Below are 22,532 nucleotides of genomic sequence, written 5' to 3' on the forward strand. Positions count from 1 at the left end.
CGCTGTGCTCAGGATGACAAACTGCTAAAGAAATATTCTACTCCTTCAGCAGCTTATCAATCGTCTGGTTGAAGCCGTCGATTTCTTCCTGATAATATTTGCCCGTGCCCGGCCCACTGAAGCCGGTGTGGATTTTCCGCACGTTGCCCTTTTTGTCAAGGAAAATGGTGGTGGGGAAGGCCAGAAACTTCGCCAGCTGCGGCAGCGACTGCGCCACCGAATCCTTATTGCTCACGCCGGCAAAAGCCACGTCGTAGCCCATCTTGAACCGCTCGCGCATGCTGCGCAGCTTGGGCACCGACACCGCGTAGTCGCCGCTGCGCTCGTAGCCCAGGCCGATGATTTCGACGCCGCGGGCCTTGTTCTTCTCGTACCACGGGGCCAGGAAGTTGGTTTCGTCCATGCAGTTGGGGCACCACGAGCCCAGAATTTGCAGCACCACCACTTTGCCACGGTACTTCGGGTCGGTAGGGGAGATGCTACTGCCCGCAATCACGTTTGGAAACTTGAAATTCAGTCGGCTTTCGCCTTTTTTGAGGTAGGTGAGCGTGTCGGCATCGGGCAGTTTGGCCTTGGGGTCGGGCACGGCGGTCCAGGTTTCGTGGCCGGCTTTGCCCGAGTAGAAGTCGCCAAACAGCGTGTTAGGCGCGTATTCCTTGGTGATGTCGACCGGCTCCTTGGGCCCGTTGTGGGCCGTGAACAAGAAGGCGTGGCTGCCGTCGAAGGTGCTCACGCGCATATCCTGCCCACTCACCTGGCCGCTGAGGTAGCGGTAGTCGCCGGTGGTGGTGAGGAAGGTGCCCGTGAGCTTGTCACCCTTTTGGGTGAACACGCCCGTGGCGGGGTAGCTCTCCTCGCCCTCGCCGAAGTTGGCGCGCCAGGTACCGCCGAAGCTGCCCGTTTTCTCGCTTGATTTAGCCGCCGGAAACAACTCCTGCGCGCCCGCTGTGGCCGTCAACGGCACGCGGTAGGGGTCTTTGGTATCGTACTTCACCCAGGTGCCTTTCAGCTTGCCCGTGCCGTCGGCGCGCACCACCAGGGCGGCATCGAAGGCGTGCAGGCGAATGGTGGTGGAGTCGCCGGCCGACTTGATATCATCGCAGCGCAGGCGCTCCTCGCCGTTCAGGCCGGCGTTGATGAGGTACACCACCGGCTTGTCGGCCTCGGTTTTCACCTCAAACAAAAACGGGATTTCCTGGCCCTGCGTGGCGAGCACCCCGCGCCAGGGGCCGGGCGTGAGCGTCGGCGCTGCGGCCGAGCCGCCCGTGGCCGTTTCGGAAGAAGTGGAAGGGGAGGAGCAGCCGGCGAGGCCCAGGCCCAGTGCGGCCGTAGCCAGCAGGTAAGCAGGAGTTAATTTCATGGTAAGCGCAAATGTGCAAACAGAAGCTCAACAACCGCGCGCCGGCCGGTTAGGTTAAAATTGCTGGCGCGCGCCTGCGACGCGTGCTAACGCCAATAAGCCGCTTTATTGACTGGCACCACCTTGCGGAACGGGCACGGCCGTCCAGGTTTCGTGGTTCGGCTGGCCGGCGTAGAAATTGCCTTTCAGCGTGCCGTTGGGCAGCTTCTTGGCCTGCAGCAGCACTCCATTGCGGCCATCGAAGCTGGAGATGCCCATGCCGCCCGCCAGCGCCGCGCCCGACAGGTAGCGGTAGGTGCCGCCGGAACCAGTCAGCGAGCCGGCCAGCTTTGCGCCCTGCTGCGCGATGACTACCGTGGCCGGGTAGGTTTTGCCTTGGTCGCTCCTGAAAGTGGCGCGCCAGGTACCCGCCAGGTTCGGCGTGGCCGCATCCTGGCGTAGCGGGCTTTGCTCGCCATACACCGCGTTGAAAACCGTACGGGCGGCTTTTTTGCCCTCGGGCTGCACCCAGGCCCCGGTCAGGTGGTCGGTGCCGTTGGCGCGTACTACCAGCGTGGCCTGGGTGCCGGGCAGGCTGATGATGGCCGAGTCGCCGATGGGCCGCACGGTGTCGCAGCGCAGCCGCTCCTGGCCCTCGGAGCCTTGGTTGATGAGGTAGGCAATGGCTTTGTTAGCCTCCACGGCCACTTCAAAGCCGAAGTGCACGGCGTGGTTTTTCGCCACGAGGTAGCCCTGCCACCGGCCCGCTTTCAGGCCGGCCGGCAGTGCTACGGCGCTGGCTTGGGCGGCGGCCGGGTTGGTGGCGGTGGGAGTGGTGGTAGTGGTTGCCGCCGGGGCGCTGCCGTCGGCGTTGGGCGTGGAAGCGGCGGCCGTGTCCGCTGTGGCGGCCGTTTCGCTGGTTTGGGCGGCTTCTTTTTTGGAACTGGTCGTGTCGCAGCTGGTCAGGCTCAGGCACAGCGCGGCGGTAGCCAGCAGGTACAGGGGAAATGCTTTCATGATGGGGGCAAAGGTCCGAACAGAAACTCAACCGCCATACCCCGGCCGATTGCCAGTTTAGCCCGCCACAAGTGCCGCCAATTCCCCGGATAAGGCAACATCTCCCGAACGCCACCCGCCCAACTTTCGTTAACCCTGATAACCGTCCCTTGGGCTAGGTCCAACTTCGCGTGGGTACTACCTTTGCGGCCATCACCCTTATTTACCTCGCATCCTATGGCTTTCGACCTGGAAATGATTCGCGCCGTGTACTCCGGCATGGGTTCCCGCATCGAGGCGGCCCGTGCCGCCGTGGCGCGCCCGCTCACCCTCACCGAGAAAATCCTCTACGCCCACCTCTACGGCGGCGATGTAAAGCAGGCGTATGAGCGCGGCGTTTCCTACGTCGATTTCGCCCCCGACCGCGTGGCCATGCAGGACGCCACCGCCCAGATGGCGCTGCTCCAGTTCATGCAGGCCGGCAAGGCCACGGCCGCCGTGCCCAGCACCGTGCATTGCGACCACCTCATTCAGGCCAAAGACGGCGCTACCGCCGACCTCGCCGAAGCCAACTCCGAGAACAAGGAAGTGTACGACTTCCTGGCCTCGGTTTCCAATAAATACGGCCTGGGCTTCTGGAAGCCGGGCGCCGGCATCATCCACCAGGTGGTGCTCGAGAACTACGCCTTCCCCGGCGGCATGATGATTGGCACCGACTCGCACACCCCCAACGCGGGCGGCCTGGGCATGATAGCCATCGGCGTGGGCGGTGCCGATGCCGTGGACGTGATGGCCGGCATGGCCTGGGAGCTGAAATTCCCGAAGGTCATCGGCGTGAAGCTGACCGGCAAAATGAACGGCTGGACTTCGGCCAAAGACGTAATCCTGAAAGTAGCCGGCATCCTAACCGTGAAGGGCGGCACCGGCGCCATCATCGAGTACTTCGGCGACGGTGCCGAAAACCTCTCGGCTACCGGCAAAGGCACCATCTGCAACATGGGCGCTGAAATTGGCGCTACGACTTCGGTATTCTCGTACGACGAGAAAATGGGCGATTACCTGCGCGGCACCGGCCGCGCCGAAATAGCCGAAGCCGCCGCCGCCGTGCGCCAGCACCTGCGCGCCGACGACGAGGTGTACGCCCAGCCCGAGCGCTACTACGACCAGCTCATCGAAATCGACCTGAACACCCTGGAGCCCTACGTAAACGGCCCGTTCACGCCGGACGCCGCTTGGCCCATCTCGGAGTTTGCCGCCGCCGTGAAGGAGCACGGCTGGCCCGAGAAGTTGGAAGTAGGCCTCATCGGCTCGTGCACCAACTCGAGCTACGAGGACATCACCCGCGCCGCCAGCATCGCCAAGCAGGCCGTAGACAAGGGCCTGACCGTGGCCGCCGAGTTCACCATCACGCCCGGCTCGGAGCTGGTGCGCTACACGGTGCAGCGCGACGGCCTGCTCGACACCTTTGCCGACATGGGCGGCGTGGTGCTCGCCAACGCCTGCGGCCCGTGCATCGGCCAGTGGGCCCGCCACACCGACGACCCCAAGCGTCGTAACTCCATCATCACGAGCTTCAACCGCAACTTCGCCAAGCGCAACGACGGCAACCCCAACACCCACGCCTTCGTGGCCTCGCCCGAAATCGTGACGGCTTTTGCCATCGCCGGCGACCTCACCTTTAACCCCCTCACCGACACGCTGCCCGGTACCAACGGCCCCGTGAAATTCGATGAGCCCCAGGGCGTGGAAATGCCCCCGCGCGGCTTCGCCGTGGAGGATGCCGGCTTCCAGGCGCCCGCCGCCGATGGCAGCGGCGTGCAGGTGCTGGTGAGCCCCTCGTCGGACCGCCTCGAACTGCTTGAGCCCTTCAAGGCCTGGGAAGGCACCGACCTCATGGGTCTGCGCCTGCTCATCAAGGCTCAGGGCAAGTGCACCACCGACCACATCTCGATGGCCGGCCCGTGGCTGAAATACCGCGGCCACCTCGATAACATCTCCAATAACATGCTCATCGGGGCCACCAACGCCTTCAACGGTGAGGCCAACAAGGTGCGCAACTTCGCGGTGCAGGGCGACGACTACAGCACCGTGCCGCAGTCGGCCCGTTCCTACAAGAGCATGGGCATCGGCACTGTGGTGATTGGCGACGAAAACTACGGAGAAGGCAGCTCGCGTGAGCACGCCGCCATGGAGCCCCGCCACCTCGGCGTGCGCGCCGTGATTGTGAAAAGCTTCGCCCGCATCCACGAAACCAACCTGAAGAAGCAGGGCATGCTCGGCCTCACCTTCGCCAACAAGGCCGACTACGACCTGATTGAGGAAGGCGACACCATCGACATCCTGGGTCTGACCACCTTCCGCGAAGGCCAGCCCCTGCAGGCCCGCCTGCACCACGCAGATGGCGACACCGACCTCATCACCCTCAACCACACCTACAACGAGGGCCAGATTGAGTGGTTCAAGGCCGGTTCGGCCCTGAACCTGATTCGCCTGAAAGAAGCCGGCCAGACGGTGTAATTCCCGCCCGGTTATCGCTGCAGAAACAACGGCCGCTCCAGGAAACTGGGGCGGCCGTTGTCGTTTTTCTATATTGTGGACATGAAAAACTGTCTGCTGATGTTCAGCTTGATTCTCTGCTACTTGCTGGCCTCCGCCCAAACCCCGGTTCCCTACGGCAGCAACCCCGCCGCCGGGCACTACCAATTGGTGCGCGGTGTGAAGCTGTACTACGAAACCTACGGCCAGGGCCCACCGCTGCTGCTGCTACACGGCAACGGCGGCAGCATCAAAAAACTTGAAAACAACATTCCATTTCTCGCCCAGCACTACCGCGTCATTGCCGTGGACAGCCGCGCCCACGGCAAGTCCGTGGACCCCGGCGACTCGCTGAGCTTCGAGATGATGGCCGACGACTTTGCCGGCCTGCTCACCAGCCTGCGCATCGACTCGGCCTACGTGCTGGGGTGGAGCGACGGCGGCATCAACGCGCTGGTACTGGCCATGCGGCACCCCGAGAAGGTGAAGCGGCTGGTAGCTACGGGCGCCAACCTCTGGCCCGATTCGACGGCGCTGATGCCCAGTTTGTGGCGTCAGCAGCAGCGCGGCTATCAGGAAAATAAGAGCGTGAAATTCACCGACCCCAAGCGCCGAAACGACTGGAAGGTGTTTTGCCTCGACGTGTTTCAACCCAACATTCCGCTCTCGGCGCTGCAAGGCGTGCGGGCACCGGCCCTCATCGTGGCGGGCGACCGCGACATCATCGTGCCGGAACACACCATAGCTATTTACCGCCACCTGCCGCACGCCTGGCTCTGGATAATTCCCAACAGCGGCCACGCCACTGTGCGGGAGCACGCCGACGAATTCAACCGGAAGGCCGACGAGTTCTTTCAGGCGAAGACCGTGCTACCGCCGGTGCACTAACTACTGCCCGTTGGGGAGTAGCCAGCCGACGCGTGACTAGCAACTTTGCGTCAGCGAATCAGCGCACATCCGCCCGAATGCCTAACTTGCCACACCTTGCGCATTCCACATGGATTTAAAAGAACTCGAAAACGGCGTTAATCCCGACACGCACTGGTACTACCAGAGCAAGAAACTGCCGCTGCTGCGCTTCGCCGAGCAGCTGGCCAAGGCCGGCAAGCCGCTGACCATTATTGATATCGGCTCGGGCTCGGGCTTCTTTGCCTACGAGCTGGAAAAGACGCTGGGTGCGGCTATCGCCAAAGTGTGGCTGGTGGATATCGGCTACTCGGAGGCGGAAATGGCCCCGACGCGCGGCAAAAAAATCGAGATGGTGCACGACGTGCCGATGAACGTGACCGACGGCCTGTTCATCATGATGGACGTGCTGGAGCACCTGCCCGACGACTTGGCCATGCTGCAACGCGTGAAGCAAGCGAGCGTGGGCGACAACAACCACTTCTTCATCACGGTGCCGGCGTTTCAGTCGCTGTGGAGCGGGCACGACGTGTTTCTGGAGCACTACCGCCGCTACACCATCCCGATGCTGAGCGGGGTGCTGCACAAGGCCGGCTTCCGCCGCATTCGCAACTACTACCTGTATGGGGCGCTGTTTCCGCTGGTCTGGACGGTGCGCCGCCTGAACAACCTGCGCAAAAACGAGGCGGCTTCCAACATGAAGCCCTCGCACCCGCTGGTGAACAAGGTGCTGCTGGGCCTGAATTCGCTGGAAATGAAATTTTCGCGCGCCAACCGCGTTGCTGGCGTGACCTGCGTGGGCGAGGGGCGGGTGTAGAGTAGAAAAGGAATTCAATAGAACGTCATGCTGAGCTTGCCGAAGCATCTCTACCGCAATAGTAAATTCAACTACTGCGGTAGAGATGCTTCGGCAGGCTCAGCATGACGTTTTGGTTTATTCGATTACTTCCCAATGCGCAGCATGTTCAATCGAAAACAGCACCGGCGGCTGGCTGGGCCTGCGTTGCTGGCGCTACTCAGTGGTTGCGCCACGCTGCCCAGCAGCCTGAGCCCGGGCCACTACAGCGCCACAACGGGCGTGCCGCTGGGGCCGGCGGCCTACGTGGCAGAGGAGCCGGCCGGTGCGCCGGGCATCCTGAACATCGAAAGCCAACCCCTGCCCAACCCGGCCCCGTTTCCCGATTATTCCGTGCTGAAATACCGGCCGGGCTCAAAGCTGTGCCGCGACACGTTTCAGGTGCCCAACCTGGGGCATTTGAGCCGGATGCTGCAGGGGCCGGGCATGGTGCATTTTTCGCATTCGGGCCTGGGCATGGACGAGGCGGAAATCACCAACCTCGACTGGCGGCTGTTTGTGGCCGACGTATTTCCGGCTGATTCCTCGTCGAATGACATCCGGCCCGCGCTGCTGCCCGCCCCGGCCGCGCTGCCCGTGCCCGACTATTATAGCAGCCCGTTTTATGCCTACTACCCGGTGGTGGGCATCAGCTACGAGCAGGCGCAGCAGTATTGCCAATGGCGGACGCAGGCCGTGAACGAAAGCCTGAAGCAGGACAGCCATTTCGCGGGCGAAAGCGTGGAATACCGCCTGCCCACCGAGGCCGAATGGGAGGAAGCGGCCGAAGTGCGCAGCGGCCTGCCCTACGGCACTACCTGCCTGGAACTGCCGGTGCGGGTAGCGCCCAAAGCCGCTGCGTACCTGCAGAAACGCTCGGGCAGCACGCAGCCGGTGGCCCAAATCGCGGCCGACATCGCGGCTTACAACCGCCGCCACCCGGTGCGCGCCTGGATAAACTACGCCCAGGCCGAACCTTACTTTCTGCAACTGGCCACGCCGGGCTACGTGTACCAGGGCCCGCCCAACGACTTCGGCATCTATCAGATGCTGGGCAATGTGGCCGAAATGGTGCAGGAGCGCGGCCTGACCAAAGGTGGCAGTTACCGCGACGACCTGGCCGCCTGCCGCATCCAGGCGCGCGGGCACGTTGCAGGCCCCGCGCCCACGGTGGGCTTCCGGGCCGTGTGCGTGGTGCACCAGCCAGTTAAATAAGGTGAGCGGTTGGCTTTATCTGCCAGAGTCACAGGCTGACTCAATACCGCAAATCGAACCGGCCATCGGTTACGGCCAGCGAATCGGGACCGTTGGTTTGGTAGAGCATGCCCGAGAATGTGCCGCTCACAATACGCTGCTGGCGGTCGAGCTTGCGCACGAACAGGCGCACGGGGTGGCGGGCGCTGCTCTTAAAATCGATTCCTTCAATAAAATTGGTAGCCACCATAAATTCGGCCTTGCCGGGCACACGCGAGGTGTCGGCTAACAGGCGCAGCCCACCCAAAGTATCAGTAAGCTGGAAGGTGAGCCCAATTTCGGCGTCGTAAAACTCTTTGGAGTTGCGCACGCCAGTCATCCGGCCTCCTGCCCGTAGTTGCAAAATGCCCGAATAGCTTCCGGCATAAGCTTCCAGCCCATTGGGCTGCCAGCGGCCTCCGTAATTAAGGCCGCTGTTGTACTTGCCTAGCACCGTCCAGGTCTGCGGCCCCAGCACGCAGCCTAGCGTGTTGGCCCCGGTTTCGGTATAGGCAGGTAGCTTGGCGTGGGCGAATTCCTCGTTGTTATCGAATTCGTTGCACGACTTGGTGCAGGCGCTCAGCGGTAGTAGGCTGAGGTAGGTGAGGAAAGTGCGGAAGCGCATGGTGGGAAAGGGAAAGATGCAGCAGCAAGATACCGAGGCGGGAAATTTGGTTGCGTCGGTCCATCGGCTGTCCCGACGGTTCATCTTCCTCATCCGACGGTTCGGCAACGGGAAGTTGAGCGCCGGGGCGGCCCACGGGCACCTTTGAGCCATTCAAACCGCCCGCCGCCATGAAAACTCCGATACTCCCGCTGCTCCTATTGCTGAGCGCCGCTCAAGCCGCTACCGCCCAGGCCCAAACTGCGTCGGCCGCCAAAACCCACCAATCCGCCACCGCACCAACCCGCCTGCACGGCACCGTGCGCGATGCCGCCGGCCAGCCCCTGCCGGGCGTGAACGTGTTCCTGAAAACCACCTTCGACGGGGCCAGCACCGACTCGCTGGGCCGCTTCGACTTCCGCTCCGACCGCGCCGCCGGGCCGGCCGTGCTGGTGGTGAGCTTCATCGGCTACGTACCGCAGGAGCTATTGGTGAGCCTGGGCGAAGGCTCCATCTCGCTGCCCAACATCCGCCTGAAAGCCAACCCCGCCGCCCTCGGCGATGTGGTGGTGACGGCTGGGGCGTTTGAAGCCAGCGACACCAAGCGCGGCACCTTGCTTAAGCCCCTCGACATTGTGACCACGGCCGGCGCGCTCGGCGACGTGGCCGGGGCGCTCAACGCCCTGCCCGGCACCACGCGGGTGGGGGAGGACGGCAAGCTGTTCGTGCGCGGCGGAGCGGCTTCGGAAACCAAATACTACATCGACGGCCTGCCCGTGCAGACGCCCTACGGCGGCGCGGTACCCAACGTGGCGGCGCGGGGCCGGTTTTCGCCCTTCCTGTTCAAGGGGCTGGTGTTCAGCACGGGCGGCTACTCGGCCGAGTACGGACAGGCGCTGAGCGCCGTGGTGGTGCAGAACTCGACGGATTTGGCCCCGGAAACGCAGTCCAGCGTGTCGCTGATGTCGGTAGGCGGCAGCCTTGGGCGCACCCGGCGCTGGGACCGCACCTCGGTGGCCGTGAGCGCCGACTACACCAACCTCGCGCCCTACTACAACCTCGTGCCCCAGAACCTGGGCTGGGACCGCGCCCCGCTGGCGCTGGGCGGCTCGCTCAAAGTGGCCCACAAGGTAGGGGAGGCCGGCATGCTGAAACTATACAGCACCTACAGCCGCCAGCGCCTGGCCCTGCGCCAGCCCGACCCCAGCCCCGCCTACGCCGCCGACGGCCACCCCGTCGCGCTGGCCAACGACAACGCCTACCTCAACGCCACCTACCGGGCCCCGCTGCGCCGCGGCTGGAGCCTGAATACCGGCCTGGCCCTGACCGTGGACGACAACCTCATCCGACCCGACGTGCAGTCGGTGCGCGACCTCGACCAGTCGGCCGTGGCGCGGCTGGTGCTCACCAACGACTCGGCCAGTACCTGGTTCAACCTCAAGGTGGGCCTCGAAGGCTACGCCCAGCGCTACCGCCAGCAGTACCAGTCGTCGGCCGAAGCCCCCACACTGGCCCTGGCCGTGGATGAGCAGCGCGGCAGCGGCTTCGCCGAAAGCGAGATGGTGCTGAGCCACCGCCTGGCCGCCCGGGTGGGGGCGCGGGCCGAGTATTCGGCCCTACTAAACCAGTTCAACGCCGCGCCGCGCTTGGGGTTGGCTTACAAAACCGGCGAGCACAGCCAGTTCTCGGCCGCTTGGGGCTACTTCTACCAAACGCCCACCACCGACCTGCTGCGCGTGAGCCACGCCCTGAACTTCGAGCGGGCCGAGCACTACAGCCTGCTATTCGAGCGCACCGTGCAGGACCGCACCCTGCGCGCCGAGCTCTACCAGAAAAACTACCGCCAGCTCGTGACCTACGACCGCGCCAACGTCTTCAACCCGGCCGGCTACCAGAACGCCGGCAACGGCTACGCCCGTGGCCTCGACGTGCTGTTTCGGGACCGCAGCACCTTCAAAATGGCCGATTACTGGGTGAGCTACGGCTTCCTCGACACCCGCCGCCAGTATCGGGCCGACCCCGTGGCCGCCATTCCCACCTTCGCCGCGCGGCACAACCTGAGCGTGGTGGGCAAGTACTACGTGGCCCGTATGCACACCCAGTTCGGCTTCACCTACAGCTACGGCAGCGGCCGCCGCTACTTCGACCCCAACCGCGCCGGCTACAACCAGGCCACCCTGCCCGCCTACCAGGACCTGAGCCTCAACGTGAGCTACCTCACCCACTGGTTCAAGCAGTTCACCATCGTCTACGTCTCGGCCAGCAACGTGCTCAACCGCCAGAACATCTACGGCTACACCTTCGCCGGCACGCCCGATGCCAGCGGCCAGTTCCGCAGCGCGGCCGTGCTGCCACCCGCGCCGCGCATGCTGTTCGTGGGCGTGTTCATCTCCATCAACAAAACCACGAAAGTGGATTTGGACAAGCGGCCGGACTGAACTGTAGCGTGGACTCGCAGAGCCCACGCTACGTGCTAGCGGCGGGCTTTCGTGGCCGCTTTGGGCTGGGGCGAGCGCACGGGCGCGGCCAGGGCGCGGCGCACGTCGGCGGCCGTGGCCAGCTCGTTGAGGTCGGAACGCTCGGGACCCGACTCGTACTGCGGCCGGCCGGCTTGGTTTGGGCCCAGGTAGTGCCAGGTGTCGGTGACGTAGTGCGTGTTGTGGGCGAACATCCAATGACCGTCAACTTTCACTCGTTCGCGCAGGCTGCACGAGGAAAGCGCCAGCAGGTCCTTGCGGCCGTCGTGGTTGGCATCGGCGAAAAAGAGGGCTTCCAGCGTAGTAATGTCGCCCTGTGAGGTGAGGGGCAAGGCCTGCACGGCGTAGGTATCGGCCTGGTAAGGGTCGAGCACCAATAGCTCGACATTGCCTTCCTCATCCTGCACCGAGAAAAATAGCTGCTTGCCAAAGTCGCTGGGCCGCCAGGCATACGCCAGCAGGTTGGGGGCCTGGCCGTAGGCCACCGGCAGCACCCGCCGCACAAAGGCGCTGTCGGCTTCGCCCGGCCGGCGGCGAGCCACGCCCTGCTGGCGGGTTTGGGCGTCGCGGTACCGGGCCAGGGCCTCGCCCGTGGGCGGGGGCGGCAGCGCCACGCCCAGCGCGTAGGCCACCCGCACTGGCCGGCCGCCCTGCCGGCCCGGCACAAAGGCGGGCAGGCGGCGCACGGCGGCCAGCACGGCGGCATCGGCCGCGGCACTCAGGCCCTGCACGATGCGCAGGCTGTCGGTAGCGCCCGTGGGCTCGATGGTGAACCGGACCACGACGCGACCCGCCGGCCGGGGGGCCTCCAGCGGCCACTCAATGGCGTCTTCGATGGCTATCTTGGTGGCTTCGGGACCGCCCCAGCCGGGCAGTTGGGGCAGCTGCTGCACATCGGGCGGGTACACTCTGGTGAGGCCAAAAGCCTGGGCCGCGGCGGTGCTGCCGGGGCTATAGTGGCCGGGCAGGCCCAGCAGCAGGCTGGCCAATAGTAGGGCGCGGGCGGCGGTAGCGAGTAGCATCATGGGGCAAAGGTGGCGGGTTTGCTGGGTTGGCGTTGTCAACGTCTCGACTGCGTCGCCTAATGCCCGGGTTGGCGGCGCAAAGCCAATACAAGCCAACAACGAACTTCTGCTCGATGTAAAGAATAAATGAATGCAGCGCGAAATTCTTTACAATGCGCGTAAAGAATTTCGCGCTGCATTCATTTATTCTTTACACACCTGTTGGTCCCTTTTCGGCCTTGGCCGCGCCGCTGGACTCGGCTCTGCCGCTACCTTCGCCGCATGCTACCCCTTTTCGCTCCCGCCCCGGCCGCCCTGCCCGCGCCGCTTGCTACCTACCAACCCGCCACCGCCCTGCCCGACTGGCCCGCCCGCGTGGAGAAGCTGCGCCAGTGGCAGCAGCGCATTGCCTCCGGCTACGTCACCAGCCAGAAGGAGGAAGCTTTGCAGGCCGAGTTTCTGACCCTCGTGTTTGGGGAGGCGCTGGGCTATGAACACCAGCGGCCCGACTACCGCCAGCTGCTGCTCGAAAAGAAAACCAACGTGGACGGCACCAAGCCCGACGGCTCCCTCGGCGACTTCGGGGCCGATGGCAAGGGTGCCCTCGGCGGGCCGGTGCGGGCGGTGGTGGAGCTAAAATCGGCCAAGCAGAACCTCGACGCCAAGCAGAAGCTGGGCCCCAAGGGCCGCGCCGAAAGCCCCGTGGAGCAAGCCTTCAGCTACCCCTCCAAGATGGGGCCGAGCTGCCGCTGGGTTATCGTGAGCAACTTCGTGGAACTGCGCCTGTATGCCGCCAACGACCAGACCCGCGCCGAAGTCTTCGACTTCCGCTCCCTGCCCGATAGCCCGCTGGCCCTCGTGCGCTTCTTTGCGCTGCTGGGCAGCGGGCAGCTGCTGCCCGCCCCGGCCCAGCCCGATGCCCCCCTCGACCAGGCTCTGCGCCAGCGCCAGGACCAGGAGGCCCGCATCAGTAAGGAGTTTTACCGCGACTACCGCACCGCCCGCCGCGACTTACTCGACCACCTCATCGAGCAGAACCCCGACGTGCCGCCGCTGGCCCTGCTCGGGCATACCCAGAAGCTGCTCGACCGCATCATCTTCGTGTGCTTCTGCGAAGACAAGAACATTATTCCGCGCCTCACCTTCCGGCGGCTGCTCGATGCCGTGCGGGCTAACGTCTTCGACCCCGCCGACGACAAGATTTACCGCACCGTGCGCGGCCTGTTCCAGAGCATCGACCTGGGCAACCCCGGCGCCAACATCAACCGCTTCAACGGCGGCCTTTTCGCCCCCGATGCCGCCCTCGATGCCCTCGTCATCAAGGACCGCACCCTCGGGCCGGTCCTCAGCCTGGAGCGCTACGACTTCGCCTCCGAGCTGAACGTGAACATCCTCGGCCACATCTTCGAGCAGAGCCTCGCCGACCTAGAGGCCGAGCGCGCCCGCCTGCTGGGCGAGGCCCCGCCTAGCGCCAAGCAGGGCAAGCGCAAGCAGGACGGCATTTTCTACACCCCCGACTACATCACCCGCTACATTGTGCAGCAGGCCGTGGGCGGCTGGCTGCGCGAGCGCCGCCAGGAGGCCGGCCTCGATAACTTACCTGAGCTCACGGATGCCGACCGCGCCACCATCGGCGTGAACCAGCAAACCAAGCGCCTGCTCGTGCCCAGCGCCCGAGTGCAGAAGCACCTCGCGGCCTGGGAGGCCTACGGCCAGCGCCTGCGCGCCATTCGCGTGCTCGACCCCGCCTGCGGCTCGGGCGCGTTTCTCAACGAGGCCTTTGGCTACCTGCTGCGCGAGGGGCAGGTGGTGAACGATGCTCTGGCCGAGCTGCGCGCCGGCCAGCGCGAGCTGTTCGACCTCGACCGCCACATCCTCCAGCACAACCTCTACGGCGTCGACCTCAACCCCGAATCCGTCCAGATTACCCGCCTCAGCCTCTGGCTCCAGACTGCCAACCCCGGCCGGCCCCTCACGTCCCTCGACCACAGCATCCGCACCGGCAACTCCCTCATCGCCGACCCCGCCGTGGCCGGCGACCGCGCCTTCGACTGGCAAGCCGCCTTCCCCGAAGCATTTGAATCTGGTGGGTTTGACGTGGTGGTGGGGAACCCGCCGTATGTATTTGGGGGCAATGCCACGCTTTCAAAAGAGGAAAAGAAGTTTTTCCAAAAGAACTATCAATCAGGTTCGGGAAAAGTCAACTTGTTTACTCTGTTCAATGAGCTGTCTATTGGTCTGCTCAAAGAATTTGGTAAACTGTCTTTCATTATTCCAAATACATTTTTGCGTGTGACGTCATATGATAGTTCGCGCAGGTTTCTTCTGGATAATGCAAGGCTCGAATTTTTAACAGACCTTGGTGGTGGTGTTTTTGCAGATGCAACTACTAGCGCAATTGTTATTTCAGTAGAGAAAAACAGGGATAACAGCAGTCAGGAAACAATTATTCGATTCGATACCGAATCAGATATTGAGCAGGTGATTAAGCAGGACGAGTTTAAGAAAGCTGGTTATGTTATCGGAATCAATACGAATATTGCCAATAGCATAATTCTGGATAAAATTGTTGATAGTTCAATCCTGCTTGGGGATTTGTGTGAGGAGTTGATTTTCGGTGTCGTAATCACGCACAATCAGGATGACATAATTTCGGATTCTCCGCAACCAGGCTACAAAAGATTTCTGGAAGGAAAGCACGTTGGTCGCTACATCGTGAGAGGTTTTAAATACCTGAACTACGACCCGAAACAACTTCATAGAGCAAGAACTCCTAAAATATTTGAGGCTAAGGAGAAGCTGTTGATTCAGCGAATCACAGGTGGCAGTCGGCCCATTACTGTAGCTTACGATGACCAACAGTTCTATGATAAGGAGTCAATTAATAACCTTATTTTAAAGGCTGACATACCATTTTCAATAAAATACATTTTAGGGCTTCTTAATTCGAGGTTGGTTAATTGGTTTTACACGGTTCGGTTCACCAATGAATCGAAACTGACGGTTAATATTTCCAAGGAGTATTTGGCCCAAATTCCCATCCCCAACATCACCCCCGCCGAGCAACAGCCCTTCATTGCCCTGGCCGACGAGCTGCTGGCCGGGCACCGCGCCCTGCACGCCGCCGATGCCGACTTTGCCGCCCTACTCCGCGCCGAGCTGGGCCTGAGCGCCCCACTTAGCGGCAAGCTGGCCCTCACGCAGGAGTGGAAGCCCTGGAGCACGGCCCTCGAAAAAAGCATCGGCCGCGCCCTCGGTCTTAAGGAGAAAGGAGAGTGGCTGAAGCACCACGCGGCGCACCAGCAGGCGCAGGCCACCGCCCGCCAGCACCTGGCCCAGCGCGACTAGGACCTAGACGCACTAGTGTACCAGCTTTACCAGCTCACCCCGGCCGAAATCGAGCTGGTGGAGGGCACCGGGGCTTTGTAAGTCACCCCCATCTTGACCAAACCAAACTGGCTTGCTGCTGCTTTTGATGAACCCGCTACCGCTCCTCGATTTCACTACCGACCCTTCCCTGATTCACGCATTGCGGGTAGTGCAGGAGGGTGGCTATGCCGCTGCCCACCCCGACCTCACGCCCGAAGAAAAAGCCATTATCTACTACTACACCCTCTCCCATGACTGCGCAAATGCTATAAAAGGCCCCATTGCCAAGGCTGGCGGCAATATTGCCGAGCCCGCGGGCCTGTGGTTGCAAGCGGCCCTGACTAGGCTACCGGCCCACGTTGGCCCGGTGTATAGCGCCGAACAGTGGCCTGCGGAGGTGCTGCAGGAACTGCACCAGCGAGAGGCTCAGGGGGAACCATTCGGTACATTAGCCAACCAGCATTGGCCAAATTTTATGTCTTCCAGTACTTCCCAAAGGATAGCCAGAAAAATTCTTTTCGACAATCTACATCGTAAAAATTGCCTGTTGACCATCTTATCCCGCACCGGGCGCTACATTGAGGGCCTTTCGCACTATGGAAGTAACGGGCGGTACGGTATTGAAAATGAACAAGAGGTGCTATTTTTACCCCACACCTCGTTTCGGGTTGTCGGACTGCGTAAGCAAACTTCTTTTACCGAAATTCAGTTAGTAGAATCGTAAATATCCTTTTGCCATGCTTGATTTTGCCCTTGCTCCCAGTACGGTTTCCTATTCTACGCGCAAGTGGGATGGGTTGGGTGCTGCGCCCAAATCGGAGAAATACCTGTTGGAAAGCATCCTGAGCAGTTCCTGTACCGCGCAGCCAGTATCCGGTCTTGCGCTCGCTGAAGAAGTTACCTTACTGAGCCATCTGCTCCACATGCACGCGGCCCATATGACGGACGCGCAGGTTTCGCAAATGATGAGCTACATCTCCCAGCGTGACAAGTGCCGTGAAGAGGCCGAATTAGCAGCAAACCCGGCCCGGCAGGCCGGTATTGAGCGGGCCAGTCAGCGCCTCGCTGAACGCACCGATTATGCTATAATACCCGATTTCGAATTAGTGTAAGCGCTGACGAATCCAACAAAAGAATCCCCGGCTGCCAACGCAGCCGGGGATTCTTGCTATGTATCAGGTTGCGTCGCATTGCTGGGTGTAAAGAATTCAGGTAGGCTGATGATAATTGTTTACATACCTTGTAAAGAATTATTACTGCCTCGTCCGAATTCTTTACACCTGTTTTGCATGGCCCGTTTCGCTAACTATTCCGATTCCCGCCTGGCGCGGGTGTGCCGCTACTACGGCCTGACCCGCCGGGAACTGGCGGTCCTGCTGGGCATATCGCCCGGCCTGGTGAGCCAGCTCGAAAGCGGGGCCCGCGCCCTTACCTGCGATGTGAGTGCCCGGCTGGCCCCCTTCCTGGCCCCGCTCGAAGCTGCCGAAGTCACCCCCGCGTCGCCCGCACCTGACACCGCCCCGCCGCCCGGCCCCTTCGACGCCGGCCCCCTGCAGCGCCGCCGGGCCGCCTGCCTGCACGAGGCCCGCACCCTGCGCTGGCAGCTGCGCGACCTGCCCGAGCAAGCCGCCGTGGCCGCCCGCTGGGCCGCCGCCCTGCCCACGCTGCTGGCCGCTCTGCCGCCGCCCCCGCCCGCGGGTGAGGCCCCCGCCACCCGCGAGGCTGTGCGCCTGCGCTACGTGCACGCCTAGCTGGCCACCGTGCCGCTGGCCCTGCCGCCCGAGGTGCTGGCTGCCTGGCACCTCGGGCACCAGCGGGCGCTGGCCCTGGAGGCCGAGGCCGCGGCGCTGGGTGCGCTGCTGGGAGAAGGGTAGGGAAGAAGGAGGAAATAAAAAGAACGTCAGGCAGCGCGCAGCGAAGCATTTTTACCGCGATAGTAAACTCAATTACTACTGCGGTAAAGATGCTTCGCTGCGCGCTGCCTGACGGGCAGTTGTGCCCCGCCCACAACCGGCCCAAACCGGGGAAAAGCGCGGCTTTTGTCCTTTGTTGGGAGTGATTTTGTGCGATTTACGCGGCCGGCTACATTTGGGCTCAACCCATTTATTCCCACTCAAAAACCCCCTACAAGTTCTATGGCAGCCGATGTAACGTTGCTCACCACCAAAGCCGAGTGCGACCAGGCCCTGGACAGCCTCACCAAAGAAAAGGCCACCTACGCCTACCGCGACTACACCCAGACCTACGCCGACGGGCGGGCCACCGAGCGGGCCACCACCGTGGCCGCCCAGCTGGCCAAAGCCACCGACGACGTGGCCCACTACACCACCGAGGCTGCCCGCACCGGCCTCACGCCGGTTGAGCTGCGCGCGGCCAAGCGGGCGCTCATCGCCGCCACCTCGCGGCGCGACAACCTGACCCTGAGCAGCGAAACCACCAGTGGCCCCACCGCCTACCTCGCCGACGTGGACGCCGACCAGGTGGATGCCCAGATTGCGACGCTCGACTAGGCCATTCAGGCCGTGACGGCCCACAAGGGTACGTTGCCCAGCTAGGGCCTGACGGCCAGCCCGCGCAAAAAGCGGCCGCCCCTGCCAGGGGCGGCCGCTTTTTGCATGGGCCCGAAGCGAAGACTACCGCCCAAACCGATAGCGCAGGCCCAGGGCGCTGCTGCTGGTGAGGCTGCCCGGCAGGTAGCCGGGCATGTTCAGGTTTTTGTTCAGGGTGAAATCATAGAACAGCGTGAAGCGCGGACTCAGGCGCAGGCGGGTGCCCAGGCCCGCCGTGAGCAGCAGGTTGGTGCGCGAGGCGTGGTAGCTAAACGGGCTGACGACGAACGCCCCGCCGACGCTGTCGGCCTGGGTGCCGCGCAGGAAGGTGCGGCCGTGCTCGAGGGTGAAGCCGCCCAGCGCGTCGAACTGCACGCGGTGGGCCGCGTTGCGCGTGAGCGTGTAGCGGGCCAGCACCGACAGCGTGACGCGGCGCTGGGTATCGGTGGCATTGTAGTCGAAATACGTGCCCTGCGTGGGGTTGGCGGGGCTGTAGGCCCGCCCGGCGGTAGCGTAGCTGGCCGTGGTGCCGCTGTAGGCCACGCCCACCTGCACCGCCAGGCGTGGGCGCAGTTGGTAGCCGGCCACCAGCTGCAACGGCACCCGCACCTCGTTGCGGTTGGCCTGCGAAAGGTCGCCCAGCGGCTGGAAGTAGCTGCTGTAGGCGGCCAGCCCCACGTAGTAGCGGGCGGCGGCGGGGGCCGTTTGGGCGTGAGCGGGGAGGGCGGCGGCGAGGAGCAGGCCGCCGAGAGCGAGGGAAGGCAAACGCATGGGCAAGGGCTGAAAAGTGGGGTGGAACACAACCAGGAGCCTCTTGGCCGGCGCAGGCGTTGCATTGCCCGCGCCGGCGGCCCCCAAAAAGCCACCGCCCGCCCGTCGCCCGCCGCCGCCGGTTCATCCGCCTCATCCGACGCTTCGGGAACAGGCATTTCCGGCCGGCCCGGCCCGCCGCCACCTTTGAATCATCAACCACGGCACTTCAATCCTCCACCATCAACCCCCAGCTTACTCCCATGAAAACCTTCGTCCTCACGCTCGCCCTCGCTGCCGCTGTCCTCACCGCCAGCGCCCAGGCCCAACCCGCTGCCGCAGTCGCCACTACCGCCGCTGCTCCTGCCGATGCCTATACCACGATGATGGCCGCCACCATCACCGAGCTGATGAGCACCGGCGACCCGGCCGTGCTCAAAGCCGTGGCTGCCAAGTTTGAGCGCGCCGCCACCGTGGCGCCCAACGACTGGCTGCCCCGCTACTACCAGGCCTATGCGCTGGTGATTAACGTGTTCCAGAGCAAGGAAGACGGCGACGCCAAAGACAAAACCCTCGACCAGGCCGAGGCCGCCCTGGCCAAAGCCCGCCAGCTGCACGGCGATGAGTCGGAGCTGCTCACGCTGCAGGCCTACGCCTACCAGGCCCGCCTGGGCATCGCGCCCATGATGCGCTCGATGAAATACTCGGAGCTGGTGGGCGAGGCCGTGGCCAAGGCCCAGGCCCTGAACCCCGCCAACCCGCGCCCTTACCTGGTGGAGGCCAACAACGTGAACTTCACGCCCAAGATGTTTGGCGGTGGCGCCGAGGCTGCCAAGCCGCTCTACGTGCAGGCCCAGGCGAAATTCGCGGCCTTCGTGCCCGCCGGCCCGCTGGCCCCCAACTGGGGCCAGGGCCAGCTGAAAGGCCGCATGAAACAGTACGAAGCGCCCGCCACGGCCGCGAAGTAGGGAACGAGCACGACGTAGGGGCGGGGCGCGCCCCCGCCCGTCGTTGAACGGAATCGATAACGCAGTGCGGACGACGGGCGGGGGCAAGCCCCGCCCCTACGTCGTGCAACCAGCTCCATTCTACCTTCAGCCCCTTACTTTGATGGAAACTTGCCTGCCTGCCGCCGTGCGTCCGCCCCATTCCGACTCGTTTTCTGCCGCCGCCAACGCCCGCCTGGCCCAGCCCTGGGTGACGACCACCGAGCCTTCGCAGCTGCGCAGCATCTGGGAGCGGCGCTGGTGGATACTGCTGGGAACGTTCTTTTTCGCGTTTTCCAACGAGGCGCACCCCTGGCAGCACCCGGTCGATTTCGGCATCAGCTTTGGTATCTCGCTGGCCTATTTTGTGGGGCTGTGGCTGGCCAACGGCTACACTTCTGACTGGCTGAACCGGCGCATGGGCTGGAACGAGCGGCCCGTGCGCCGGCTGCTGCTCACGGTGGGCGCGTCGCTGGCGGCCTCGCTGACCGTGATTGTGCTGATAGGCGAGGCCCTAGCACTGCTGTTGTGGCACCGGCCGCCGAGCTATGTTTTTCAAGACAATGTGCTGAGGCAGATGGTAGTTCCCCTGATTCTGACGGTGATTGTGTCGTTGTTCATGCACTCGCGCTCCTTCCTGTTGGGCTGGCGCGAGGCCACGGTGCGCGTCGAGCGCCTCGAAAAGGAAACCGCCGTGGCCCGCCTCGACTCGCTGCGCCGGCAGGTCGACCCGCACTTCCTGTTCAACTCGCTGAATGCGCTGACCTCGCTGGTGGAGGAAAACGACCCCGCCCGGGCCGTGCGCTTCATCCGCCAGCTCAGTCAGGTGTACCGCTACGTGCTCGACAGCGAAAGCCAGGAGTTGGTGCCGCTGGCCGACGAAATTGCCTTCGCCGAAAGCTACCTCTACCTCCAGAAAACCCGCCTCGGCGAAGCCCTGGCCGTGGATATGGACCTGCCGCCCGCGGCCGTGGCCCCGTACTACGTGCCGCCGCTGGCCCTGCAATTGCTGCTCGAAAACGTGCTCAAGCACAACGCCGCCTACCAGGCCGACCCGCTGCACCTGCGCGTGACCCTGGACCCCGCGGCCCATACCCTGACCGTGCGCAACACCCGCCGCCCGCGCCGGCTGGCCCCGGGCGAGTCGTCGGGCCGGGGCCTGGCCAACCTGGCCGCCCGCTACGCCTTCCTCACCGACAAGCCGCTGGTGAGCGGCGAGGAAAACGGCGAGTTTGTGGTGACGCTGCCGCTGCTGGTGCTGTAGACAGGCGTGAGAACGGTCATGCTGAGCGGAGGCGCAGCCGCAGTCGAAGCATCTCTACCGCAGTAGTAAATCTAATTGAAACCCAATCGTCGGAATTAGTTGCGCGGTAGAGATGCTTCGACTACGCTCAGCATGACGTTCTTTTGGGATTCAATTACTCCGCTGCTGCCCCAATGCCCATCCGCGCCCTCATCGTCGAAGACGAACCCCTTGCCGCCCGCCGCCTGGCCGATATGCTGGCCCGCCAGCCCGAGCCGCTCGAAATCCTCGGCACGGCCGAATCGGTGGCGCAGGCGGTGAAGCTGTTGCGCGAAATAGCGCCCGACGTGCTGTTTCTCGACATCAACCTGGCCGACGGGCTGAGCTTCGAGATTTTTGAGCAGGTGGCGGTGCGCTGCCCGGTCATCTTCACCACCGCCTACGACCAGTATGCGCTGCAGGCCTTCAAGGTGAACAGCGTGGACTACCTGCTCAAGCCCATCGATGCCGACGAGCTGGCTGCCGCCCTCGCCAAGCTGCGCCAGCGCCTGCCCGCCGCGCCATTGCCCGCCGCTGCCCCAGCCCCGGCGCCGGCCTTCGACCCCGCGCTGCTGGCCCAGCTCGTGCAGCAGATGCAGCAAAGCGCCGCACCCGCTGCCAGCTACAAAACCCAGTTTGTGGTGCGCGTGGGCGAGCACCTGAAAGTAGTGCCGCTCGACCAGATTGCCTACTTCTTCAGCCTCGAAAAAGCCACCTTCCTGCAAACCACCGAGGGCCGCAAATTCGTGGTCGACTACACGATGGACCAGCTCGAAACGCTGCTCGACCCGCGCCGCTTCTTCCGCCTCAACCGCGCCTACCTGGCCCAGCAGTCGGCCATTCAGGACATTATCCACTACGCCAACTCGCGCCTGCAAACCGTGCTCAAACCCACCGCGCCCGACGCCCAGGTGCTGGTGAGTCGCGAAAAAGTGAACGTGTTCAAGAGCTGGCTGGACAGGTAGGTTTCGCCTATCATCCTGCGCAAAGCGAAGGACCTTATCACGCTGGAACAAACGGCTTGTTCTGACGGGATAAGGTCCTTCGCTTTGCTCAGGATGACAGACGGATAATTACTCCGCCCGCAGGCGGCGCAGCTCCAGCACGAAGCCGGGCAGCACCGACCCGGCCACTAACTCCTGGTCGAAGCCCACGACGGGGCGCACGGGCTGGCCGGGCTCGAAAATGTAGACCGACTCGGTGCCGGGCGCGATGAGCCACCCGAGCTTGGCACCCGCTTCGAGCCAGTGCTCCATCTTGCGCATGGTGTCGGTGAGGCGGTCGGTGGGCGAGAGCAGCTCCACCACAAAGTCGGGGCAGATGCGGGCGAAGCCGCGCCGGTCGTCGAGGCTCAGCGCGTTCCAGTTTTCCCAGGCAATCCAGCTGGCATCGGGCGAGAGCATGGCCCCGGTATCGAGGGTGAAGCCGGCGGAAGAATCGAACGTCTTGCCCAATTCGTGCTGGCGATTCCAGTGTGCGAGCTGGTAATTTATTTCACTATTCGACGCGCCGGTTTCGGAATTGGTAGGGGGCATGATGGTGATTTGGTGATTGGCATCGCGCTCGATGCGCTGGTCGCGGTTGTCCATGCAGAACTGATAGAATTCCTCGTCGGTGAGGCGTTCAAGCACGGCGCTTTTCAGGGTGATGGCAGTCATGGCAATGGG

General features: G+C 63.5%; 19 protein-coding genes. 13 read left to right on the plus strand and 6 right to left on the minus strand.

Annotated elements, in window-relative coordinates; all coding sequences use genetic code 11:
- Positions 1–37: 37 nt before the first annotated feature.
- Entirely contained in the window at positions 38–1,360 is a 1,323-nt protein-coding gene (locus MON38_RS17465; protein ID WP_241937433.1) for a peroxiredoxin family protein, read from the minus strand.
- 105 nt (positions 1,361–1,465) lie between these two features.
- Positions 1,466–2,356 carry a hypothetical protein gene (locus tag MON38_RS17470; protein ID WP_241937434.1) on the minus strand — a complete coding sequence of 297 codons (891 nt, stop codon included), beginning with the start codon at positions 2,354–2,356 and terminating at the stop codon, positions 1,466–1,468.
- Positions 2,357–2,572: 216 nt separating this feature from the next.
- On the opposite strand from MON38_RS17470, the gene MON38_RS17475 reads away from it, so the two are divergent.
- The 4 genes from MON38_RS17475 (at position 2,573) to MON38_RS17490 (ending at position 7,826) form a co-directional block, all read left to right on the plus strand.
- On the plus strand, positions 2,573–4,852 hold the full coding sequence (locus MON38_RS17475; protein WP_241937435.1) for an aconitate hydratase: 2,280 nt from the start codon (positions 2,573–2,575) through the stop codon (positions 4,850–4,852).
- An 81-nt stretch (positions 4,853–4,933) separates the two neighbouring features.
- Positions 4,934–5,758 carry an alpha/beta fold hydrolase gene (locus tag MON38_RS17480; RefSeq protein ID WP_241937436.1) on the plus strand — a complete coding sequence of 275 codons (825 nt, stop codon included), beginning with the start codon at positions 4,934–4,936 and terminating at the stop codon, positions 5,756–5,758.
- A gap of 109 nt (positions 5,759–5,867) precedes the next feature.
- Complete coding sequence (locus tag MON38_RS17485) at positions 5,868–6,593, plus strand: class I SAM-dependent methyltransferase (RefSeq protein ID WP_241937437.1); 726 nt, start codon at positions 5,868–5,870, stop codon at positions 6,591–6,593.
- Positions 6,594–6,737: 144 nt separating this feature from the next.
- Positions 6,738–7,826, plus strand: a complete 1,089-nt coding sequence (locus MON38_RS17490) for a formylglycine-generating enzyme family protein (protein ID WP_241937438.1) — start codon at positions 6,738–6,740, stop codon at positions 7,824–7,826.
- A 40-nt stretch (positions 7,827–7,866) separates the two neighbouring features.
- Here MON38_RS17490 and MON38_RS17495 read toward each other — a convergent pair whose 3' ends face one another.
- Positions 7,867–8,469, minus strand: coding sequence for a Riean_0653 family protein (locus MON38_RS17495; RefSeq protein WP_241937439.1), 603 nt, complete (start codon positions 8,467–8,469; stop codon positions 7,867–7,869).
- 170 nt (positions 8,470–8,639) lie between these two features.
- Here MON38_RS17495 and MON38_RS17500 point away from each other — a divergent pair, with 170 nt between their 5' ends.
- Positions 8,640–10,886: a TonB-dependent receptor gene (locus MON38_RS17500; protein WP_241937440.1), complete on the plus strand. Its 2,247-nt coding sequence runs from the start codon at positions 8,640–8,642 to the stop codon at positions 10,884–10,886.
- 35 nt (positions 10,887–10,921) lie between these two features.
- Here MON38_RS17500 and MON38_RS17505 read toward each other — a convergent pair whose 3' ends face one another.
- Positions 10,922–11,950, minus strand: a complete 1,029-nt coding sequence (locus MON38_RS17505) for a TonB family protein (protein ID WP_241937441.1) — start codon at positions 11,948–11,950, stop codon at positions 10,922–10,924.
- A 261-nt stretch (positions 11,951–12,211) separates the two neighbouring features.
- Here MON38_RS17505 and MON38_RS17510 point away from each other — a divergent pair, with 261 nt between their 5' ends.
- From MON38_RS17510 to MON38_RS17530, 5 genes are all read left to right on the plus strand, one after another.
- Entirely contained in the window at positions 12,212–15,277 is a 3,066-nt protein-coding gene (locus tag MON38_RS17510; protein ID WP_241937442.1) for an Eco57I restriction-modification methylase domain-containing protein, read from the plus strand.
- A 112-nt stretch (positions 15,278–15,389) separates the two neighbouring features.
- A complete protein-coding gene (locus MON38_RS17515; RefSeq protein WP_241937443.1) occupies positions 15,390–16,022 on the plus strand; it encodes an ADP-ribosyltransferase family protein in 633 nt (210 codons plus the stop codon).
- Positions 16,023–16,035: 13 nt separating this feature from the next.
- Positions 16,036–16,410 carry a hypothetical protein gene (locus MON38_RS17520; RefSeq protein WP_241937444.1) on the plus strand — a complete coding sequence of 125 codons (375 nt, stop codon included), beginning with the start codon at positions 16,036–16,038 and terminating at the stop codon, positions 16,408–16,410.
- Between the two features lie 177 nt (positions 16,411–16,587).
- Positions 16,588–17,049: a helix-turn-helix domain-containing protein gene (locus tag MON38_RS17525; protein ID WP_241937445.1), complete on the plus strand. Its 462-nt coding sequence runs from the start codon at positions 16,588–16,590 to the stop codon at positions 17,047–17,049.
- 384 nt (positions 17,050–17,433) lie between these two features.
- Positions 17,434–17,808, plus strand: a complete 375-nt coding sequence (locus MON38_RS17530) for a hypothetical protein (RefSeq protein WP_241937446.1) — start codon at positions 17,434–17,436, stop codon at positions 17,806–17,808.
- 123 nt (positions 17,809–17,931) lie between these two features.
- Here MON38_RS17530 and MON38_RS17535 read toward each other — a convergent pair whose 3' ends face one another.
- Complete coding sequence (locus tag MON38_RS17535; RefSeq protein WP_241937447.1) at positions 17,932–18,618, minus strand: outer membrane beta-barrel protein; 687 nt, start codon at positions 18,616–18,618, stop codon at positions 17,932–17,934.
- Positions 18,619–18,860: 242 nt separating this feature from the next.
- Here MON38_RS17535 and MON38_RS17540 point away from each other — a divergent pair, with 242 nt between their 5' ends.
- From MON38_RS17540 to MON38_RS17550, 3 genes are all read left to right on the plus strand, one after another.
- Positions 18,861–19,565 (plus strand): hypothetical protein, encoded by a 705-nt coding sequence (locus MON38_RS17540; protein WP_241937448.1) that lies wholly within the window; start codon positions 18,861–18,863, stop codon positions 19,563–19,565.
- Between the two features lie 142 nt (positions 19,566–19,707).
- The gene (locus MON38_RS17545; protein ID WP_241937449.1) at positions 19,708–20,847 is read left to right on the plus strand and encodes a sensor histidine kinase; all 1,140 of its coding nucleotides are present in this window, start codon (positions 19,708–19,710) and stop codon (positions 20,845–20,847) included.
- Positions 20,848–21,020: 173 nt separating this feature from the next.
- Positions 21,021–21,830, plus strand: a complete 810-nt coding sequence (locus tag MON38_RS17550; protein WP_241937450.1) for a LytR/AlgR family response regulator transcription factor — start codon at positions 21,021–21,023, stop codon at positions 21,828–21,830.
- Positions 21,831–21,938: 108 nt separating this feature from the next.
- Here the strand turns inward: MON38_RS17550 and MON38_RS17555 are convergent, their stop codons facing one another.
- A complete protein-coding gene (locus MON38_RS17555; RefSeq protein ID WP_241937451.1) occupies positions 21,939–22,523 on the minus strand; it encodes a Uma2 family endonuclease in 585 nt (194 codons plus the stop codon).
- Between the last annotated feature and the right edge of the window lie 9 nt (positions 22,524–22,532).

The organism is Hymenobacter cyanobacteriorum (genome assembly GCF_022631375.1).
Lineage (GTDB): Bacteria > Bacteroidota > Bacteroidia > Cytophagales > Hymenobacteraceae > Hymenobacter > Hymenobacter cyanobacteriorum.

What these genes read in the sequence shown, in the direction of transcription:
- MON38_RS17465 (WP_241937433.1), bottom strand. Translation starts at nt 1,360, where the DNA reads ATGAAATTAACTCCTGCTTACCTGCTGGCTACGGCCGCACTGGGCCTG.
- MON38_RS17470 (WP_241937434.1), bottom strand. Translation starts at nt 2,356, where the DNA reads ATGAAAGCATTTCCCCTGTACCTGCTGGCTACCGCCGCGCTGTGCCTG.
- MON38_RS17475 (WP_241937435.1), top strand. Translation starts at nt 2,573, where the DNA reads ATGGCTTTCGACCTGGAAATGATTCGCGCCGTGTACTCCGGCATGGGT.
- MON38_RS17480 (WP_241937436.1), top strand. Translation starts at nt 4,934, where the DNA reads ATGAAAAACTGTCTGCTGATGTTCAGCTTGATTCTCTGCTACTTGCTG.
- MON38_RS17485 (WP_241937437.1), top strand. Translation starts at nt 5,868, where the DNA reads ATGGATTTAAAAGAACTCGAAAACGGCGTTAATCCCGACACGCACTGG.
- MON38_RS17490 (WP_241937438.1), top strand. Translation starts at nt 6,738, where the DNA reads ATGTTCAATCGAAAACAGCACCGGCGGCTGGCTGGGCCTGCGTTGCTG.
- MON38_RS17495 (WP_241937439.1), bottom strand. Translation starts at nt 8,469, where the DNA reads ATGCGCTTCCGCACTTTCCTCACCTACCTCAGCCTACTACCGCTGAGC.
- MON38_RS17500 (WP_241937440.1), top strand. Translation starts at nt 8,640, where the DNA reads ATGAAAACTCCGATACTCCCGCTGCTCCTATTGCTGAGCGCCGCTCAA.
- MON38_RS17505 (WP_241937441.1), bottom strand. Translation starts at nt 11,950, where the DNA reads ATGATGCTACTCGCTACCGCCGCCCGCGCCCTACTATTGGCCAGCCTG.
- MON38_RS17510 (WP_241937442.1), top strand. Translation starts at nt 12,212, where the DNA reads ATGCTACCCCTTTTCGCTCCCGCCCCGGCCGCCCTGCCCGCGCCGCTT.
- MON38_RS17520 (WP_241937444.1), top strand. Translation starts at nt 16,036, where the DNA reads ATGCTTGATTTTGCCCTTGCTCCCAGTACGGTTTCCTATTCTACGCGC.
- MON38_RS17525 (WP_241937445.1), top strand. Translation starts at nt 16,588, where the DNA reads ATGGCCCGTTTCGCTAACTATTCCGATTCCCGCCTGGCGCGGGTGTGC.
- MON38_RS17530 (WP_241937446.1), top strand. Translation starts at nt 17,434, where the DNA reads ATGGCAGCCGATGTAACGTTGCTCACCACCAAAGCCGAGTGCGACCAG.
- MON38_RS17535 (WP_241937447.1), bottom strand. Translation starts at nt 18,618, where the DNA reads ATGCGTTTGCCTTCCCTCGCTCTCGGCGGCCTGCTCCTCGCCGCCGCC.
- MON38_RS17540 (WP_241937448.1), top strand. Translation starts at nt 18,861, where the DNA reads ATGAAAACCTTCGTCCTCACGCTCGCCCTCGCTGCCGCTGTCCTCACC.
- MON38_RS17545 (WP_241937449.1), top strand. Translation starts at nt 19,708, where the DNA reads ATGGAAACTTGCCTGCCTGCCGCCGTGCGTCCGCCCCATTCCGACTCG.
- MON38_RS17550 (WP_241937450.1), top strand. Translation starts at nt 21,021, where the DNA reads ATGCCCATCCGCGCCCTCATCGTCGAAGACGAACCCCTTGCCGCCCGC.
- MON38_RS17555 (WP_241937451.1), bottom strand. Translation starts at nt 22,523, where the DNA reads ATGACTGCCATCACCCTGAAAAGCGCCGTGCTTGAACGCCTCACCGAC.